This is a genomic window from Halobellus sp. LT62 (assembly GCF_037031285.1).
In the GTDB taxonomy this organism is placed as follows: domain Archaea; phylum Halobacteriota; class Halobacteria; order Halobacteriales; family Haloferacaceae; genus Haloquadratum; species Haloquadratum salinisoli.
In genome coordinates, this window is sequence record NZ_JAYEZO010000001.1 from 1743025 (window position 1) to 1761532 (window position 18508).

An 18508-nucleotide genomic window follows, 5' to 3' on the forward strand; every position below is an offset into this window, starting at 1 on the left:
GCGCCGAGAGCGTGCAGGTGATATGACAGTATGAGCGAGTTAACAAAGCCTCCGAGACCGGAGGATACACCCAATGGAACTCGAACGGCTCTCGCTATCGGAGTGGGACGACGCACTCCCGAAAACCGGATTCGAGGTGTTCCACTTCCCGGAGGCGCTGTCCGTGCTCGACGATCACACGCCCGGGCAAATGGAGTTACTCGGCGGATTCAAAGGCGACAGACCGACGGCACTGATCCCGGTTTTCGTTCGAGAGCACGCGGTGGGCCGGGTCGTGACCTCACCGCCGCCGGGGATGGGCGTTCCCCGCCTCGGTCCGGTTTTGATGCCAGCGAGTCCGAAGCGTCGGAAACAGGAGAAAGTGAACCAGACCTTCGCGGAACTCGTCATCGACGAACTGGGTCTCACCGCCTCGACGACACTGTTTTCGATGGTGTGTCACTCTCGATTCAGCGATCCCCGGCCGTTCGGCTGGGCCGACTTCGACGTCGGGACGCGATTCACCTATCGGCTCGATCTCGCCGGCCGGGAACCAGAATCGGTGCTCTCGACCGCGAGTAAGAGTCTCCGCCGCGAGGTGAACGACGCCCGCGAGTTAGATCTCAGCGTCGATCGCGAAGGGATCGATTCCGTAAAGCGGATCTTCGAGGACACGCGCGACCGATACGCCGAACAGGGCGAGACCTTCCCCCAGACGTGGCCGTACGTCCGTGACCTCTTCACGGCACTCGGTGAGTACGCGAGGGTCTACGTCGCCAGAGACGGTGACGGCGAATTTCTCACCGGCGTCACAGTCCTGTACTCCCCCCAAGACGCGTACTTCTGGCAGGGCGGCAGTCGGACGGTTCACGACGGCGTCGCCGTGAACAGCCTGCTCCACTGGCGCGTGATCGACGACATCATTCGGGATCCGCCGGTAGAGACCCTCCGATTCTACGACCTGCACGGAGCCAACACCGAGCGGCTCTGTCGCTACAAGAGCAAATTCGGCGGCGATCTGATCCCGTATCACTCCGTCGATACGAACGGGTACCGTATGGACGTCGCAAAGCGCGTCTACGAGCGGTTCGTGCGGTGATTCGATGCGGGTGCTCAGCCTCGTCACCAACAGTCACTCGCGGTTCTACCGCCAGCAGTGCGCCGGGCTCACCGAGCGCGGTCACGAGGTCAATACGGTGGCCGTGCCGGGTCGCTCGAAGGAGTCCGGGCGGTCGCCGTGGACCTACGCCAAGTACTATCCGCGCGTCGTCGCCGCCTCGTTCGGCGACTACGACCTCGTCCACGCGAACTACGGTCTGAGCGCACCGCCGGCGGTCGCGCAACCATCACTGCCGACCGTGCTCTCGCTTTGGGGGAGCGATCTGATGGGCACGTACGGGTGGCTCTCGCGGTACTGCGCGCGGTTCGCAGAGGAGGTGATCGTGATGTCACCGGAGATGGCCGCGCTCCTCGATCGTCCGACGCACGTGATCCCGCACGGGATCGACCTCGAACTGTTCCGACCGCTGCCGCAGTCGTTCGCGCGACGGGAGGTAGGCTGGGACGACGACGCCTATCAGGTGCTTTTCCCGTACCGCCCCTCCCGCCCGTTGAAGAACTTCGAGCGCGCGGAGCGCGTCGTCGACATCGCTCGCGAGCGCGTCGACCGACCGATCGAACTCCGAGTGGCGATCGACGTCGAACACAGCCGGATGCCAGTGTTGATGAACGCCGCGGACGCGGTGCTGCTCACGTCGAAGCGCGAGGGGTCGCCGAACACGGTGAAAGAGGCGATGGCGTGTAACGTTCCGGTGATCGCCACCGACGTCGGCGATCTCGCGGAGCGACTGGAGCCGATCTCACGCTCGGCGGTCAGCGACGACGATACCGCGCTCGCCGCCGCGCTCGCGGAGACTCTCCGCGCGGGAGAGCGCTCCGATGGCCGCGAGGCGATCGCCGAGATCGGCCTGCAGCGACAGCTTGACCGGCTCGAATCGGTGTTCGAGCAGGCTGTAGACGCGGCGTGAGGGCTGGAACGATGCCGTTCGATATCCCGCATCAACTTCCGAGAAACGGAGAGACGACCGCTTTTGCCCCCTCCACGAGATGCGGAAGCGGATCGCTCGCAGAGAGGTTCGTGCCCGTCCGCGCCGAGACGAGGTCGCCGGCGACCGCGGGCGTCGAATCGGGGCGGGCGACGGCGTGTTGGATGTCTCCCGAGAGCGGCCAGTGAAACCGCCGAGAGGAAAACGAGAAGTCGGGACGGGTTCCGTCCCGGAGATAGCGTACCATCGCTGCGGGGAAGTCCAGTCCCGAAGCGATCGCGAGGTCGAGCGAGCCCCAGAACTTCGGGTTGATCTCGATCAGGTTCGGCGTCCCGGACGCGTCGCGTTTGAACTCGACCATCACCGGTCCGTTCCAGCCCAGGGCATCGAGGATTTGAGTCCCGTACTCGGTGAGCGTCTCGTCGGTGATCGATTCCGCACAGGCGCTCTTGCCGCCCGTCGGCGGGAACTCTCGGATTCTCCTGTGTGAGTAGGTACCCGCCGGTTCACCGCCGAGGTAGAGCGCGAAAAAGCCACAGCCCTCCCCGGGGAGGTACTCCTGTGCGAGCGGTGAGTCCGCGTACCGCTCGGCGTAATCGTCGACCGCCGCGCGCAGTTCCGTCTCCGAGGAGACGTACTCGACGTATCTGGGGACTGATTCTGTTCCGGCCTTGACGACGATCGGAAACCCGAGGTCCGCCGCGTCCGAGAGGCTGCCCGCGGGATCGAGCTTCACTGTTTCCGGCGCGGGGACCTCAAGCGCTCTCGCGAGGAGGTAGCTCCGCCATTTGTCCTGTGCGATCCGCATCGAATCGCGGCTCGGGAGGACGTCGTCGACCGGGGCGGCCAGCGAGTCGCGGTACTCCGAGAACACGTTGGTCGTCCAACCGCCGACCGGAAGCACGTATCCGTAGCCGAAGCGGTCGATGACCTCGTTCACGCCGTCGACGTACGCCCCCGGCGAGGTCCGTCTGACCCGGTGCTGTCCGTCCGCGAATCGAGACATCCCGGCCATCGAACGCCGATACGACGAAACGACGCCCGTCCGCGAGGCGACAGGCGCGACCGATCGGAGTACCGAGAGCGACTTTTTCATCATTCCGTCGGTTATGAGGACCTCCATACTCCCTACTCAACGCGAAACCACAAAACCGCACGTGACAGGTACTTGTCTTTGGTGCCGTAAGATGAGCGTACGCCGCAGAGGTGGGGGTGTGCCGCGCCGACCACACCGAGTGGTGCCAACGCAGATGTGCCACCGCACGACGACGAGGCGTGTGGCTCACGAGGCCCGATCGGAGCCGTGTTTCCGGTCGCTAGCTCCGAGGTAGACGGACTCGAACCGACGGCGCTTCCACGATAATTACCGCCTTACAAAGCCGCGAGCGGCACCGCTATCGGTATGACAGATCTCCCGCTGCCGGAAGCTGATCTCGGAGACGCGACCGTGCTCATAACCGGCGGTGCCGGGTTCATCGGAGGCCACTTGGCGGCGGCCTTGCTGCCCGAAAACGAGGTTCGCGTCCTCGACGACTACTCGACCGGTGAGACGTCGAACGTCCCGGACGGTGCGGCGGTGTTCTGCGCGGACGTCCGAAACGAGGACGCCCTCGAACGCGCGATGGCGGGCGTCGACGTGGTGTTTCACCTCGCCGCGGTCGTCAGCGTCGAAACGTCCGTCGAGAATCCCGTCGAAGTCCACCGCGTGAACGTCGACGGGACGTTGGCGGTGCTCGAACGCGCCCGCGACGAGAACGCTCGCGTGGTAGTGGCGTCGAGCGCGGCCGTGTACGGCGAACCGACCGGTTTGCCGGTGAACGAGGACGCAGACACCGATCCACTGTCTCCGTACGGAGCCGATAAACTGGCCGCGGACACGTACGCCAGAGTGTACGCTGACGTCTACGACCTTCCGGTTGCAGTCCTTCGATTTTTCAATGTCTACGGACCGGGGCAACGGGGCCCCTACAGCGGTGTCGTCGACGCGTTCTTACAGCGCGCTTTCGCAGACGAGCCGCTGGTTGTCCACGGTGACGGCGAACAGACCCGAGACTTCGTCCACGTTACCGACGTGGTTCGGGCGCTACTCACCGCCGCGTCGACGGAGCACACGGGACTGGCGTTCAACGTCGGCACCGGCAGCTCGGTCTCGATCAACGAACTCGCCGACGTGATACGCGATGCGACCGGCGCAACCGCCGGCGTCGACCACGAGCGCGCACGCCCGGGCGACATTCGCCACAGCCGGGCCGACTGCACCCGAATGCGGGAGCTACTCGGCGTGCAGCCGACCGTCTCGCTGCGGGAGGGAGTCGAACACCTCGTCTCCTACCGACTGGACCGGGCAGCCAACGCGACGGGCCGAGACGAGGCAATCAGTGACTCCATCGCGGAATGACGCACCACGTCGCGCCGATCCGTCCCCGGTTCAGATTCAGCTGGCTGCTGGACCCGTGCCCTCGGTCGATCGGTTGGCTCGACGACGACTCGTGGATACCGCGCGGGCACCGGCGGGTGTATCGATGGGCGAAACAGGGGCTGACGGCGGCGTTCGAGACAGTCAAACCGGAGGAAACGGTGCTTCTTCCCGCCTACGCACCGGGCGGCGTCACGTGGGCGGCACGTAACGCTGGGCTCGACGTCCGGTACTACCCGGTCTCCGCCGATCTCACGCTGCCACTCGCCGAAATCAGGCAGCGAATTCGGTCGATCGGCCCCGCGGCGATCCAAGTCATCCACTACTTCGGCTTCGTCGACGAGGGATTCGACGAACTCGTCTCCATCGCCCACGAGCACGACGCGCTGGTGATCGAAGACTGTGCGCGGGGGTTGTTCGGTCGCGACGAGAACGGACGATTACTCGGATCCCGAGGAGATTTTGCCGTGTTTTGTCCACACAAGACGCTGCCGGTCCCCGACGGTGGAATCGTCGTCTCGCAGACCGATGCGAGGCTTCCGGAGGCACCCCCGACGTGGAACTGGCGTCACGACGCCCAGTACCTCTTCGGCTCGCTTCGAGATCGAATTCCCGTCGATCTCGTACCGGAGGCCCTGCTCGGTCAGTTTCACTCCAGCGACGCCGAGGAGGTAGCACCGGAGGAATCGTTGGCTGGACCCAGTCCACTCACGTCGTTCGGACTCGCTCGGTGCCAGCCGGCGGCCGTCAGATCGGCGAGACAGGCCCGATATCGCGTCCTCAGGGCGCTTCTCGACGGAAGCGACGAGTTCCGAGTGCTCTCGGGCGACGTATACGACGGCGCGTGCCCGTACGGCGTCGTCGGGATCGCAGACTCCGCCACGGCGCGCCAGCAACTGTTTCGAGAGCTTCAAACGGACGGGCTCCCGTGCGAAGCGCTCACGTGGCCGCCGGTGTACCGACACGAGGAGGTACACGGCTTCGAGGAGTCGACAGCCCTGCGAAATCAGCTGTTAGTGCTGCCGACGCACCAGCAGTTGTCGTGGAGTACGATCGGCCGGATAGCCGCACACGTCATCGAATGGTGACAGCCATCGGATGGCTACGTCCTCGCGTTCTCGATGAGGGGAGCGAGGTCCGGGTGGTCGCGAAGCCGCCCGCGGAGTTCGCCGCCGTCTTCGAGAAACGTCGCGACGGCGTCTCGACAAGCGGCCCACTCGTCGTGTCGCCGGAAGATAACCACCGGAACGACCTCGACGCCGAGGACCTTCGCGATGGCCAAGCGGTTGCGTCCGTCCGAGAACAACAGCTCGCCGTCGCGGCCGACGTCGACCGCGATTTCGTCGTTGATGATCCGTTCTGCGACCGTCTGTCGGCGGCGTTCGATTGGATCGTCGACGCCGGACTCCACCAGTTGTCGCTGACTGAGAAAGCCGTGTTCACGGATCGACTCGTACAGCTGATCGAGCCGGTCACAACGGTCGTAAAAGTCCGCTCGGGACGTACAGCCCCACCGTTCCCTCCCGTCGTCGATCTCCGCGACGACCCGGTCGAAGAACGCGGTTTCGTCCCACGGGACGCCGTCTTTGTAGTGGCTCTCGAACGCGCAAAACACGTCGGTATCGCGGAAGCGGATCTCGCAGCGATCCCAGTCTCCGTCGGCGACGGTCCCGAAGCGACGGAACCGCGGGCGGGTCGACCGCGCCGAGAGCCGGACGATGCGCCCCGGATCGACCCACGCTACTCGATACGGTTCGATAGGGGCCGAGTGTCGGCGGTTGTATCGCCAGCACGTGAGGCGTACGATGGCGTCGGCGTACACCGACCGACCGAGACGAAGCTGTGTCTCGAACGCGGGGAACGCATCGAAGAGCATCCGCCCGAATCGCCGGAGTGACGAATCGAGCGACGTGCCGAACTGGCCCGCGAGGCCATCCGACGGCTCGATCGCGGATTCGGCGGGCCCGCGGGGCATCGGTACGGGTTCGCGCGGCGGTCGCTCCGGAGCGCGCCGGCCCTCCACAGCGGGGCCAGACGGGGGAGGATCCATAGCGATCAGGTACCCGAAATCCGAATCAACGGCTCCGAAACGAGCCGTGCAATCGCGGCGGTCGGGACGCCGTACGTTCGACTGATAGATGCGGGATAGCCCGAGACGACACCGCGGGACAGGTCACGGAGGCGCATACTTCGTTCGAACGGTCCGGTCACGCTGGAAGCCGACGTGAACGAACCAGTTTGTATTGCTCCGGATACCGAGGATACGGACTGACTACGTTCGACGTCGGAGAGCCGCCCGCGGATCCCACAGGACGCTCAACCGCCACGACGACACACGTTTGGGGAGGTTGCCGATCCGAGCGTCGTCGAGCGCGTAGGAGAGCCGAAACAGGACGTCCGGAACAGACGACGGGAGTTGGCGAGTCGCTAAACGAATCGATAACGCAAAGTAACGTTCCGATACTGAGACGATACCCGACACAAAAGTCAGGTGGTTTTAATATTGTGCTTCTTAATAGTGTGTTTGTCACAAGAAAAACACCTATGGGCTGTGGCCGAGAATAAGACTTCCATCGAGATGAGGCGAAAAAGGTAACAACGGAGCGATCCATTCGTATGCAACAGACTACCACAAATTCGAGGGTGGAGTGTCGCGAGCGCCAGCGGATATACCGGCGCGTACCGACCGGAACGGGTCCCCGTGCTCGATCCAGTCGAGGGGCGGCCGATCGGCGGTTTAGTAAGCCCTCGAGGGCTATACGGCCTCCGGGAGTTCCCCTCAGTATTCCGGGAGTGGACCGCGTTGCACCCGTGCAATCGCACCGAAGACGCAGGAGGTGGGTATGACACCGCGCGTCCGCGGTCCCCAGTCAGTACCGGGACGACACCTCGGCGCGAAGAGCTCCCTGAATCGAGTTTTCGCAGTTGCCCTCACAGTGACGAGTAACGAGTTATGAGCGTATCAACACAGCAACACGAAGAACGGAGCGGCACCGAAGCGGAGTCAACAGAGACAGCGGAGGCGAGTCACGACGTCAGGCAGGGCGGGCCGTCACTGGACGTCATCTTCGACGTGCTCAGAAACCGCCGTCGACGGCTCGTGATGCAGGCGGTAGAGGAGTGCAACGGGGAAACGACGCTGAGTGACCTCGCCGAGCACATCGGCGGAATCGAGAACGACAAACCGCCGGAGGCGCTCAACGCGCAGGAGCGAAAGCGCGTGTACGTCGGCCTGTATCAGTGCCACCTGCCGAAGATGCACGACGCCGGCGCGATCGAGTTCGACAAGGACCGCGGGACCGTCGAGCGGGGAGAAGTCACCGAACGGTATCACAAGTACCTCCAACGAGAGGTTGAAGGGGGCTCACCGTGGCCGACGTACTACGGAGCGCTCGCCGGCGGCACGTTTTTCCTCTACGTCGGGACCGTCGCGCTCGTCGGCCCGCAACCGGTCGTCGCAGTCGCCTCGCTCGTTCTCATCGGCGCACTGTCGGCGTATCACTGGAAGAACGAATCGGCCTGAAAACCGCGGAGCGAATCGACCTGAGAACCGCTGACCGAGGGTTCACGCGCTGATTTTGCGGCATAATTAGGAGACCTCCGCATACGGCTGTGAGAGGGTTGTCACGGGGATCACGGTCATCGTGTCGGCATCGCTACAGCGACCACCTAACTGGTGTTGGTTCTGAGTGTCTCATCATAACAAAGCCCGGTGCTCCAGTCGAATACAGCCGTCCGCTTCGGTTCGGTTCCGGGCGGGTCACACAACGTATGGTCCCACAACGCAGATTCGATAGTTCACGGACGAGTCGTACCGAAACCGACGAGAGAGCGAGGGTGTAAAGATGTGTGGTATCATCGTCCGCGCCGGTGTCGGCGACGCCCTCGGAGAGCTCTTGACCGGCCTCCGAAACCTCGAGTACCGCGGGTACGACTCCGCCGGGGTGGCACTCCGGCGGAACGACGGAGAGATCGTCGTCTGCAAACGCGAGGGCGAGACAGACGCCCTCGAAGCCGACCTCGACAGTGACCGCCTGAGCGGTTCAGTGGGGATCGGACATACCCGGTGGAGCACGCACGGCGCTCCCTCCGACGCCAACGCCCACCCACATACCGACGGGTCAAACCGGGTCGCAGTCGTTCACAACGGGATCATCCGAAACTACGAGACACTCAGACGCGAACTCCGAGATCGAGGCCACGAGTTCACCAGTGAGACCGACACCGAGGTTATTCCGCATCTCGTCGCCGACGCGCTCGACGCCGGTATCGATCCCGAGACGGCGTTCCGATCGGCGATAGACCGGATCGAGGGGAGTTACGCGATCGCGATGGTCGTCGACGGTCGCGAGGAGGTGTACGCGACACGGCGCGGATCGCCGTTGGTCTTGGGGGTCGGCGAGACCGCGAACTACCTCGCGAGCGACGTCCCCGCCTTCCTCGAGTTCACCGACCGCGTGGTGTATCTCGAAGATGACGACGTCGTCGTCGTCGACGCCGAGGGCTATCAGATCTCCGACGTGGCCGGCGATCCGATCGAACGGACCGTCGAGACGGTGGACTGGGACGCCGGGGACGCCAGGAAGGGCGTGTACAATCACTTTATGCGAAAAGAGATCGACGAACAGCCCGTCTCGCTCAGACAGACTATCAACGGCCGGATCGAGGGCGGAAAGAGCGTCCTTTCGGAGTTCCCGCAGGGATCGCTCGCGGACGTCGACGAGGTGATCTTCGTCGCCTGCGGCACCTCGTATCACGCGGGGATGTACGGCTGTACGCTGCTTCGGCGACGGGGTATTCCGGCGACAGCGGTTCCCGCCAACGAGTTCGCGCACGAACCGATGCCCGTCACGGACCGCACACTCGTAATTGCCGTGACACAGAGCGGCGAAACCGCCGACACACTGGCGTCGTTGCGGGCGGCAAACAGCTCGCCGGCACGAACGCTCGCGGTGACCAACGTGGTCGGCTCCACGGCGGCGAGGGAAGCCAACGACGCGCTCTTCATCCGCGCGGGGCCCGAGATCGGCGTCGCCGCGACGAAGACGTTCTCCTCGCAGGTCGCCGCGATCGCGCTGCTGGCCGATCGGCTGGAAGACGACGGAGCGGGACAGAGCGCGGGATGGTCGACGGCCGAGGAGACTGATCGATCCGCGGATCAGATCGATCGATCGGTTTCGACGACCGCAACGAAGAATCGCGAAGGCGCGAACGGTCGGACTGGAGGAGGCGATCGCGCGGAGAACGACGGCCAAACCGCGTACGACAACGGTGATGTTTCCGAACTTCGCGCGTTGCCGGACCACGTCGAAACCGTCGTCGGCGACGGCAATGCGGCGCGTTTGGCCACACAGTACGCAGATGCGGACTCGTACTTCTTCATCGGCCGGGGCGTCGGGTATCCAGTGGCGCTGGAAGGCGCGCTGAAGTTCAAGGAGATAACCTACGAGCACGCCGAGGGGTTCGCGGCCGGAGAGCTGAAACACGGGCCGCTCGCGCTCGTGACACCCGCCACCGTCGTCGTCGCGATCTTCACCGGTCGCAACGACGAGCGGACGCTTCACAACATCCGCGAGGCGCAGAGCCGCGGTGCGCCCGTCATCGGAATCGGTCCCGAATCCGCCACGGACGTTCGAGAGAAAGTCGACGAGTATCTGTCTTATCCCGACGTCGGACCGAACCTAGCCGGGATCCTCGCCAACGTCCACCTGCAGTTGCTCGCGTATCACGCCGCGGAAATTCGCGATCGAGCGATCGACAAACCGCGAAACCTGGCGAAAAGCGTCACAGTCGAGTGACTATCGAGCGGTTCGATGTCCAGTATGAGCGGTGCTGTATCCGGAATAGAAGCAGGACTCAGGGGGTGGCACGGAGTGGGAGACGCAGAGAGTCAGAGAGTGGAGTACGTGAGAGAGACAGGGAGAAAACGAATTAGGGCGCGTTGCTCGTCGGCCATCGGATCCCCGCGCTGGCCTCCTTCTCCTCTGTCTCCGTCCGCATCGCAGCCTCGCCGACCGCCAGTTCGGTACGGGTGAGACAGTTGAGACAACCGTGAACCGTGTTGTCCAAGCCGAACACCCGAACGAACTGTTTGCTGACGGCCGCACCGCACCGTTCACACTGCCGGTTCGTGTCCATCGTGTACCTTCGATCTGGCATACACACCCCGATTGCCGAATATGGTCTTGGTTATGTGGGAGGTAATAGAACGGCCGATTGTTCACAGAGGAGTACCGAAGGGCACACCCCGAGAGTGTGGTACCGCCCCCGCGAGAACTGTTCACACGGATCCTTTCGGACAGTACGGGGGGAAATCGTCCGTAGTAGGTGTCGGCAACCACGGTCTAACGGGGTGATAACGAAGGCAGTGGGGGATGTGGTTCCGAACGCCCGGAGCGCCCGACGGTCACCCCCCCACCCCCCTTCACTGGCCCCCACACGATGCGTCGGGTTCTCGGGCAATTTTTCGGCCACCGGTCAGTACCCACCGAACACGCATCCATACGCGAGCGACGGCCAAACCCGTGAGTACGAATCTCTCTGACGAATCCGCAAAGACGAATCCACAATAAGCCGAAACGAAACTGACCGAGAGCCTCAGGAACCGGGACCGAGGAGACGCGGTGCGTTCGTTGAGGGCATCGAAGCGGGCGTCGTTCCCGCGACGAACGTCTCTGACCCCGCGACTAGGGCGCGCGACACCGTCGGCGGCGACGCCGGATCGACGACGATTACGTCGGCGCGCGCACCGGTTTCGAGTCGCCCTCGATTGTCGAGCCCGACCGCGTCGGCCGGGTTCCTCGTCACTCGGTTCACCCGCTCGTAAAGCGGTTCACCCGTGTCAGTGAGAGCCGCTGCGAGGAGCGACGGCGGGTGGTAGTCGGCACAGAGAACGTCGACGAGACCCTCGTCGATCGCCTCGCGAGCCGAGAGGTTATCCCAGAGGCTCCCGCCGCGAACGAGGTTGGGGGCACCCATCGCGATACCGATGCCTCGGTTCGCGGCGCGTCGCGCGGCCGCGAGAGTCAGCGGGTACTCGCTGATCGAGACACCGCACGCGGCCATCCGGTCGACGGTCGCCGCGCTCTCGTCGTCGTGCGACGCGAGCGGAACGCCGAGACGGTCCGCCAGCGTCGCCATACGCTCGACAAGGTCGTCGCGTTCCGATTGTGAGAACGACCTTCTCTCGGTGGCGGCCCGAGCGACGGTATCAGCCGACCACCCGCGGTTCTCTCCGTAGTGTTGCTCGAACTGCTCGCGATCGAACTGCCCCTCCTCGGGCGCGTGGTGCATCACTGAGAGGAGGTCCACGGAGACGTCCGAAGCCAGCCGCTCGACCGCCTCCACGCTCCGTTCGACCAGTTCGCATCGAGCGTGAAACCGGTTGTCGGCGATCGTGTACGACGCCGAGTCGATCTCGCGGGCGATGGCCGCCGCGTCATCGAGCGACCGGGCGTCGTCGGGAGCGTCCTCGAAGGCGACGGCGTGAAACTTGGTCGTCACACCGTTGAACAGGTTCGTTCGATCCGCCGACGCGAGAGCGGTTTGGGCGTCGACCGGGGCGTCAGACCGCGGGTACAGGTGGCTCTCGATGTCGTCTCCGTGGAGATCGACGAGTCCCGGCAGGACGAGCTGTCCGTCGACGTCGATCGATCTCACACCCGCCATCGATCGGGGTGTCGTCTCTCCGACGTGCGTGATCTGGCCGTTCGCGACCACCACGCGACCGCCTTCGATGGTGCGCGTCGGTGTGACGACTCGGCCGTTTTTGAGCTCTATCGGTCGGGTCATCGAATCCGAACTGACCCCCGGACAACCCGCGGTGACGAACGTAATTCGGCCCGGTTTAACAGTAGATGACTCTGTCTCGCGGTACTAATTGGAGCGTGCGACATACTTCGAACCGACGAGGAAATACGGCTTTGTTAATCACCGTACGGGTTCTGACTGCGGGAAGTCCGTCGTGGTAGTAGGTTACTACCCGAAGAAAGAAAGAGTGAGGATAGGCGAGATATATAATATAAATTTATATGTAATATTGATTTGGTAAATAAAACAATAAATAGTCAAAGATCTAATAAACGACGATTATACCCTATTCTTCTTATTTTTAAATGTTGGAGATCTTATTTATACAGTTAAAATTATTATTTCATATGAATCATCGGAAGGCTACTGATCCGGAACCCGCCGGGGGAAGAGACACAGATCCGCCCGGCCGGTCGCAACGAGCGTGTTCACTTTGTCGACGGACGTCGTCGGCGCAGTCGCGATCGTGGAAATCCCGGTTTCGTTGCGGAGATCGTCACTGAAATCGCTCGGACCCGATTGATCGAGGGCACGCGAGCCACGCTGCGCGTCGACGGGGGCGACCACATCACAGCCGACCGTCGCGAGTCGATCTGCGATTTCGAACGCATCCGTCATCGATATTCCCGTTGGTTCCGCCCCAGAAACAGGGATCGTGACGCCCAAGGCGTTCGAATCGGGCCACGACTGAGAGACTGCTGAAACGACGTCTCGGAGGAGTTCAGTGCGGTCGTCGAGCGACCCTTCGAGAGCGAGGAGATCGCCGAACAGCGAATCGGTACCGCCGTCGATCTGGAGGTACTCGAATCCAGCGTCGGCCGCCCGCCGCGCTGCATCCGAGAAGTTCTCGACGACCGCTTCGCGCTGAGATGACGAGAGTGCATCCGGCGCGAACTCGGCTGGCCGAACCGGATACTCGTCGCTGAGTCGCGGAGCCCACGTCGATTCTCGTTCCTTGTATCCCCCGGATTCGAGAATTTGAGCCTCAACGCCACCGTGAGCGCCCGCGTGAAGTAACCGCGTTCCGACGGTGACGTCCGCGGGGACGGACGCGAGGACATCGGCCCACGCGTCGGTATGTTCCTCGGTGTACAACCCCGGTGATCCGGTGGTTCGACGCGCGTCCGGAGCGACGGCGAGCGGTTCCGTGAGCACCAGTCCAGGACCGTCCGCGGCGGCGTCGGGCACCATCGACAGTTGTTGGGTGGACGGTGTGCCGTCGACCGCGGAAAATGTCGTTTCGAGCGGTCGAACGAACCGGTTTTCGAGGCGGGTGCCGCCGACATCGAGGGGTTGATACGCCGGGGGAAGCACCGAGTCGCCCGGCGTCGTCCGTGCGAACCACTCGTCGAACGCCTGCACGAACGACGGATCCCGTCGCTTCAGACTCCCGTAGGTGAGCCGACCGCTCCGCGTGAGATGGTGCACCGCGAACTGTCGCGGGGGCAGGTCGTAGTATCGCGCGACCTTCTCGAAGTGGATTCGGCTGCGCTCCGCCGCCGAGAGAAGGTTATCGACGAACGGCCGCCTCGATGCCTCATAGGCCGAAAGCGCCCGTTCGATGTCGTCGTGAGACTCGAACGTCTCCATCAGTCCGATTGCGTCCTCCATCGCGAGCGTCGTTCCCGATCCGATCGAATAGTGGGCTGTGTGGGCCGCATCGCCGAGGAGGACCATATTGTCGTGGTGCCAGCGCTCGTTCGTCACCGTCTCGAATCGCCGCCACTGGTCCTGTTGGGACAGCAGCGAGTGTCCGCCGAGGTGGTCGGCGAACACGTCTTCGAGGTAGGAGAGGTACTCCGACTCGCTGGCCTGTTCGAGGCCGGACCGTTCCCACGTCTCCGCGTCGCAGTCGACGATGAACGTGCTCGTCGGGCTCGGGTACGTGTGCGCACACCAGATGCCGTCGTCGTTCTCGACGAAGATGTGCGTGAGCGCCTCGAAGTCCTGCTCGGTGCCGAACCACGAAAAACGCGCTTCGCCCTCGACGATGTCGGTGCCGAACTCGTCGGCGAACGCGTCGCGCGAGCGACTGTGGATACCGTCTGCGAAGATGCAGAGGTCGGATTCAGCCGCCAGTTCCCCCGGCTCTGAGATGGTCGTCTCGAACTGGAGATCGACGCCGACGTCCCGACAGCGATCTTGCAGCACCGTGAGCAGATCAGTCCGCATCATACTCGCGAACGTGTTGCCGCCGCAGCGATAGCGTTCGTCGCCGTAACGGATGTCGAACGGATCCCAACGCTCGAAGTTTTCGGTGATCGCTCGATGAGAGGGGGCGTCGGCCTCGGCGAGGTTCGAGATCGTTCGATCGGGGAAGACGATCCCCCAGCCGTACGTTACGCCCTGTGGATTGCGCTCGTAGACGGTGACGTCCCAGTCGGAGTGGGTCTTCTTGAGCAGGATGCTCGCGTACAGTCCGCCGGGGCCGCCACCGATGATGTTGACGTTCATGAGAGAGTGTGTCGAATTAGGGCGCTCACAGTCGCGTTCGCGACGTGAGCGGTGGTTTCAGTATGCTGTGCAGCGGTTACCAGATGTTCTCGAACAGCTGTTCGTACTGTTTCACCTTATCCTTGGGGGGTTTCTCCGTGGCGTAGGCGACGAGCACCATCAGAACGATTTGGGTCACGACGAGGGGAACGAACGGCAGGAATCCGAACGTCAGACTGGCCGGAAGCAGGCCCAGTTCGAACGCCCAGATGCCGATGAATCCCCAGATCAGTCCGGCGTACGCCGCGTACTTGTTCGAGCGACGCCAGTAGAACGCCGAGCAGATGGGGAAGAACATCAACCCATAGCCGGAGAACGCGAACGTCGCGGTATCGACGATGCTGTCGCGGGTGAGCATCGCGCCAGCGAAGGCGGCGAGGAAGATGAGGATCAAGAACCCGCGTGTGTAGTAGATCTCGCGGTACTCCCCGATGTGGAAGAACTCCCGGAGGACGTCCTCGGTGAAGAACGTGCTCAAGGTGAGCACCTGTCCGTCCAGACTGGACATCAGCGCCGCGAGAATCCCCGCGAGCGCGAACCCGACGACCCACACGGGGAGCGTTTGTTGGACCAACGTCGGAAGAATGAAGTCTGGATTCGCCAAGTCCGGGAACTGCGCCACGCCCCAAAACCCCAAGAGAACCGCCGGAGTCCAGACGACGATGACCGCGATCGGGTACAGCACTGCAGTCTGCTGTAGGTTCTTCACGGAGCGGGCGGTCATATACCGCACGAACAGGTGCGGGAACATAAACGCGCCAAGGGCGACGATTAGTCCCTGTGAGAACCACGGACGGGGTTGGAACGGCGGAATACCGCCCCTGTTCAGAAGGACTCCGTCGTTGATCTGTGCGACCGCCGCCGTGGCGCTCTCGAAGCCGCCCAACCGAGTGGGCACCCAGAAGAACATCGCGAGGAGAAAGACGATGAAGACGGCACCTTGGAAGGCGTTCGTCCAACCGGTACCGCGCATCCCGCCCTGATAGACGTAGCCGCCGACGACGAGGAGGACGATCGCGGCACCCAACCAGTACGGGACAACTCCGCCGGTGAGCGCCTCGAAGACGATACCGCCTCCCTGAACGCCGACGAGGATGTAAGGGATCGTCCAGATAGTGAACATCAGCATCGCTACGAGACCGAGATACGACGCGTCCCACCGGTGATTGATGATCTGGGCGGGCGTGATGTGACCGAACTCCTTGCCGACCATCCAGATCCGGTATCCCACCGTCATCAAGAAAACGGGGAATAAGAACGCGAACAGCACGACGAAGAACCCGAACGCCCCGGCACCAGCACTGTACGCCAAACCGGGGGCACCGATCATCACGACAGCGGTCATATTCGTCGCGAACAGCGCAGCCAGCAGGATGATCGTGCTGAAGGAGCGATCCGCCATCAGGTAATCCTCTCGCGAGGTGCCGGTCGCACGCGCGGCCACGTGGCCGACGCCCAGCACGATGAGTAAGTACGCGGCCGTGATGCCGATAATCAGGAGATTCGAGCTCGAAACCATTATTCACCACCGTTCCCGACCGTCGAGGAGTCCGTCGAAGTCGCGTCTCCGTCGATAGTCGCTTCGTGTTCGGCTGGCGGTTCGGGAGCGAGCACGTACATCACTGCGAGAATGGCGGTCCCGACTAACAGGAACGCGACGTCGTAGGCGATCTGTACGGGGATCCACCCGAAGACGAGTGCCTGTGAGTTCATCAGTCCGAGCAATTCGCTCTGATGCAAGACGACCATCGCGAGCACCGCCCCCAGTAGGGCGATCCGCACCGGTCGCTTCGGTGTCCAAAAGCTATCGCCGATCATGATAACGATACCCACGTTTGAAACAAGGGTACTTGAAACTATCTATAAAGTACGTTAATATTCGACCTTCGTAGCAACGAGGTGGCTGTCAGCGTTTGCGGCCGGTAACACTATAGATTTATCACGCTGGATTAGCTACGTGACACCGTATCAATGACCGCAGGAGAGTCTACGGATACGTCCTCGTTAGCCGGATACGTCCCGTTCGACGCGCAGCGGCAGCAGTCCTACGTCGAAGAGGGATACTGGCGGAACGAGACGTTCCACGAGGTGGTCGACCGGCACGCTGAATCGACGCCTGACCAAACGGCGCTCGTCGGACCGAAGCGCGAATTGACCTACGCAGAACTCGCGAAGAACACACGACAGATTGCGGCGTATTTCCTCGGTGAACTCGGCCTCCGTCCGAACGAGCGGGTAGTGTTCCAATTGCCGAACTGTACGGAGTTCGTCGAAGCGTTCCTCGCCTGTTCGCGGATCGGCGTGATCCCGGTGATGGTTCTCCCGCGTCACCGCGAGGCGGAAGCGAACCACGTGGTGGAGTTGACTGACGCGCGTGCGTACGTCGTCGATCACGACAGGTACCCGAGCGGGTTCGACTTCGTCGATCTGGCCGATGACGTCCGAACGTCGCACGACTGTCTCGACCACGTGATTACCGTCGTCGACGAGGAGACCGACGCTGTAGATGGGTGTGTGACGTTCAGTTCGATGCGGGACGAGCAGTGGACCGAGCGGCATAGTGAAAACGTCGCAGAGAGGACTGTCGATCCGACAGAACCCGGTGTGATGCTGCTCTCCGGCGGGACTACTGGACTGCCGAAGGCGATTCCACGGACCCACAACGATTACGTGTTCCAGTGGGAGAAGATGGCCGAGGTCGCCGGGGTCGAAGACGACTGGGTGGCCTTTCCGAGCGTCCCGATCGGACACAACGCTTCGCTGAACTGTATCGTCGGTGCTGCGCTGTGGCGTGGGGCGACCGTCGCAGTCGAGCCAACGCTGAAGCCGGAGAGCCTGATGGCGTTCATCGAACGGGTCGGCGGTAGCTACACGCTGCCGATGCCGACGCAGATATTGGATATCTTGGATCATCCGGACGTCGACCAGTACGATTTGACGTCGCTGAAGGTCCTCGTCAGCGGTGGACAGAAGGTCCCGCCCGCGGTCGTCGAGCAGTCGGTCGATCGTTGGGGAGTCGGGTTCTGCAACATCTTCGGGATGGCGGAGGGACCGTTAATCTGCTCTCGTCCCGACGACGCCGTCGAAATACAGGCCAACACCGTCGGGCGTCCGATCGCCCCGGAAGCCGACGAAATTCGCATCGTCGGCGGCGACCGCGAGGACGAACTCGACGCCGGAGAACCCGGCGAACTCTCCGTGCGTGGACCCGGATTCTTCACGGGCTATTTCAGAAATGAGGAGGAGAACGCCGAAAACTTCTCTGCGAACGGCTGGTTCTTTACCGAGGACGTGCTCGCGCGGCGACCCGACGGAAATCTCCAAGTGTTCGGACGAATGAAGGACACGATCATCCGCGGCGGAGAGAACATCTACGCGCCGGGCGTCGAAGACGAACTCATCGAACACCCGAAAATCGCGAACGTGGCCATCATCGGCGTCCCAGACGACCGTCTCGGAGAGCGTCCCGCTGCGGTCGTGGAATTGGCTGACGGCGTCGAAGAGATTACGCTCGAAGAGATATCCGCGTTCTTGGACGAGCGAGGAATCGCCGTATTCAAACGCCCCGAACGGCTGGCTACCGTGCGCTCACTCCCGCGGACGGAGGTCGGTAAAATCGAGAAGAAAGAGCTCGAAGATCGAATACTCGATCTGATCGAGTCGCCCGAATCGGACACCGAGTAGTACCGCAGAGCGGATCGGTTGTCTCAATTTCTGTGTTCTGTAGCGCCGCAAGCGATTGGTGTAGTACCTCGAATGCGAGTTG

14 protein-coding genes are annotated in these 18508 nt (G+C 62.8%); 7 read left to right on the plus strand and 7 right to left on the minus strand.

Annotation, left to right across the window (positions count from 1 at the left end; genetic code table 11):
• The first annotated feature begins 73 nt into the window (after nucleotides 1-73).
• Together U5919_RS08465 and U5919_RS08470 are read left to right on the plus strand one after the other, a co-directional pair.
• Nucleotides 74-1078, plus strand: a complete 1005-nt coding sequence (locus U5919_RS08465) for a GNAT family N-acetyltransferase (protein WP_336023553.1) — start codon at nucleotides 74-76, stop codon at nucleotides 1076-1078.
• Nucleotides 1079-1082: 4 nt separating this feature from the next.
• Nucleotides 1083-2006: a glycosyltransferase family 4 protein gene (locus U5919_RS08470; RefSeq protein ID WP_336023554.1), complete on the plus strand. Its 924-nt coding sequence runs from the start codon at nucleotides 1083-1085 to the stop codon at nucleotides 2004-2006.
• A 31-nt stretch (nucleotides 2007-2037) separates the two neighbouring features.
• Here U5919_RS08470 and U5919_RS08475 read toward each other — a convergent pair whose 3' ends face one another.
• Nucleotides 2038-3147, minus strand: a complete 1110-nt coding sequence (locus tag U5919_RS08475; RefSeq protein ID WP_336023556.1) for a carboxylate--amine ligase — start codon at nucleotides 3145-3147, stop codon at nucleotides 2038-2040.
• A 279-nt stretch (nucleotides 3148-3426) separates the two neighbouring features.
• Here U5919_RS08475 and U5919_RS08480 point away from each other — a divergent pair, with 279 nt between their 5' ends.
• Both U5919_RS08480 and U5919_RS08485 read left to right on the plus strand, forming a co-directional pair.
• Complete coding sequence (locus tag U5919_RS08480; RefSeq protein ID WP_336023558.1) at nucleotides 3427-4422, plus strand: NAD-dependent epimerase/dehydratase family protein; 996 nt, start codon at nucleotides 3427-3429, stop codon at nucleotides 4420-4422.
• Nucleotides 4419-5528 carry a DegT/DnrJ/EryC1/StrS family aminotransferase gene (locus U5919_RS08485; protein ID WP_336023560.1) on the plus strand — a complete coding sequence of 370 codons (1110 nt, stop codon included), beginning with the start codon at nucleotides 4419-4421 and terminating at the stop codon, nucleotides 5526-5528. Before U5919_RS08480 ends, U5919_RS08485 begins: the two co-directional genes overlap by 4 nt.
• A 14-nt stretch (nucleotides 5529-5542) precedes the next feature.
• On the opposite strand, the gene U5919_RS08490 is transcribed toward U5919_RS08485, so the two are convergent.
• Nucleotides 5543-6490: a hypothetical protein gene (locus tag U5919_RS08490; protein ID WP_336023563.1), complete on the minus strand. Its 948-nt coding sequence runs from the start codon at nucleotides 6488-6490 to the stop codon at nucleotides 5543-5545.
• Nucleotides 6491-7393: 903 nt separating this feature from the next.
• On the opposite strand from U5919_RS08490, the gene U5919_RS08495 reads away from it, so the two are divergent.
• Entirely contained in the window at nucleotides 7394-7963 is a 570-nt protein-coding gene (locus U5919_RS08495) for a DUF7344 domain-containing protein (protein WP_336023564.1), read from the plus strand.
• 322 nt (nucleotides 7964-8285) lie between these two features.
• Nucleotides 8286-10238 carry a glutamine--fructose-6-phosphate transaminase (isomerizing) gene (gene glmS, locus U5919_RS08500; RefSeq protein WP_336023566.1) on the plus strand — a complete coding sequence of 651 codons (1953 nt, stop codon included), beginning with the start codon at nucleotides 8286-8288 and terminating at the stop codon, nucleotides 10236-10238.
• Nucleotides 10239-10371: 133 nt separating this feature from the next.
• Here the strand turns inward: glmS and U5919_RS08505 are convergent, their stop codons facing one another.
• The 5 genes from U5919_RS08505 to U5919_RS08525 form a co-directional block, all read right to left on the minus strand.
• Nucleotides 10372-10599, minus strand: a complete 228-nt coding sequence (locus tag U5919_RS08505) for a DUF7563 family protein (RefSeq protein ID WP_336023568.1) — start codon at nucleotides 10597-10599, stop codon at nucleotides 10372-10374.
• A gap of 438 nt (nucleotides 10600-11037) precedes the next feature.
• Nucleotides 11038-12231, minus strand: coding sequence for an alpha-D-ribose 1-methylphosphonate 5-triphosphate diphosphatase (locus tag U5919_RS08510; RefSeq protein WP_336023570.1), 1194 nt, complete (start codon nucleotides 12229-12231; stop codon nucleotides 11038-11040).
• A 381-nt stretch (nucleotides 12232-12612) separates the two neighbouring features.
• Nucleotides 12613-14703, minus strand: a complete 2091-nt coding sequence (locus U5919_RS08515; protein WP_336023572.1) for an oxidoreductase — start codon at nucleotides 14701-14703, stop codon at nucleotides 12613-12615.
• 76 nt (nucleotides 14704-14779) lie between these two features.
• Nucleotides 14780-16261 carry a sodium:solute symporter family protein gene (locus tag U5919_RS08520; RefSeq protein WP_336023574.1) on the minus strand — a complete coding sequence of 494 codons (1482 nt, stop codon included), beginning with the start codon at nucleotides 16259-16261 and terminating at the stop codon, nucleotides 14780-14782.
• Nucleotides 16261-16560: a hypothetical protein gene (locus U5919_RS08525; RefSeq protein WP_336023576.1), complete on the minus strand. Its 300-nt coding sequence runs from the start codon at nucleotides 16558-16560 to the stop codon at nucleotides 16261-16263. Before U5919_RS08525 ends, U5919_RS08520 begins: the two co-directional genes overlap by 1 nt.
• Before the next feature lie 153 nt (nucleotides 16561-16713).
• On the opposite strand from U5919_RS08525, the gene U5919_RS08530 reads away from it, so the two are divergent.
• Nucleotides 16714-18426 carry a (2,3-dihydroxybenzoyl)adenylate synthase gene (locus U5919_RS08530; RefSeq protein ID WP_336023577.1) on the plus strand — a complete coding sequence of 571 codons (1713 nt, stop codon included), beginning with the start codon at nucleotides 16714-16716 and terminating at the stop codon, nucleotides 18424-18426.
• Nucleotides 18427-18508 lie beyond the last annotated feature (82 nt).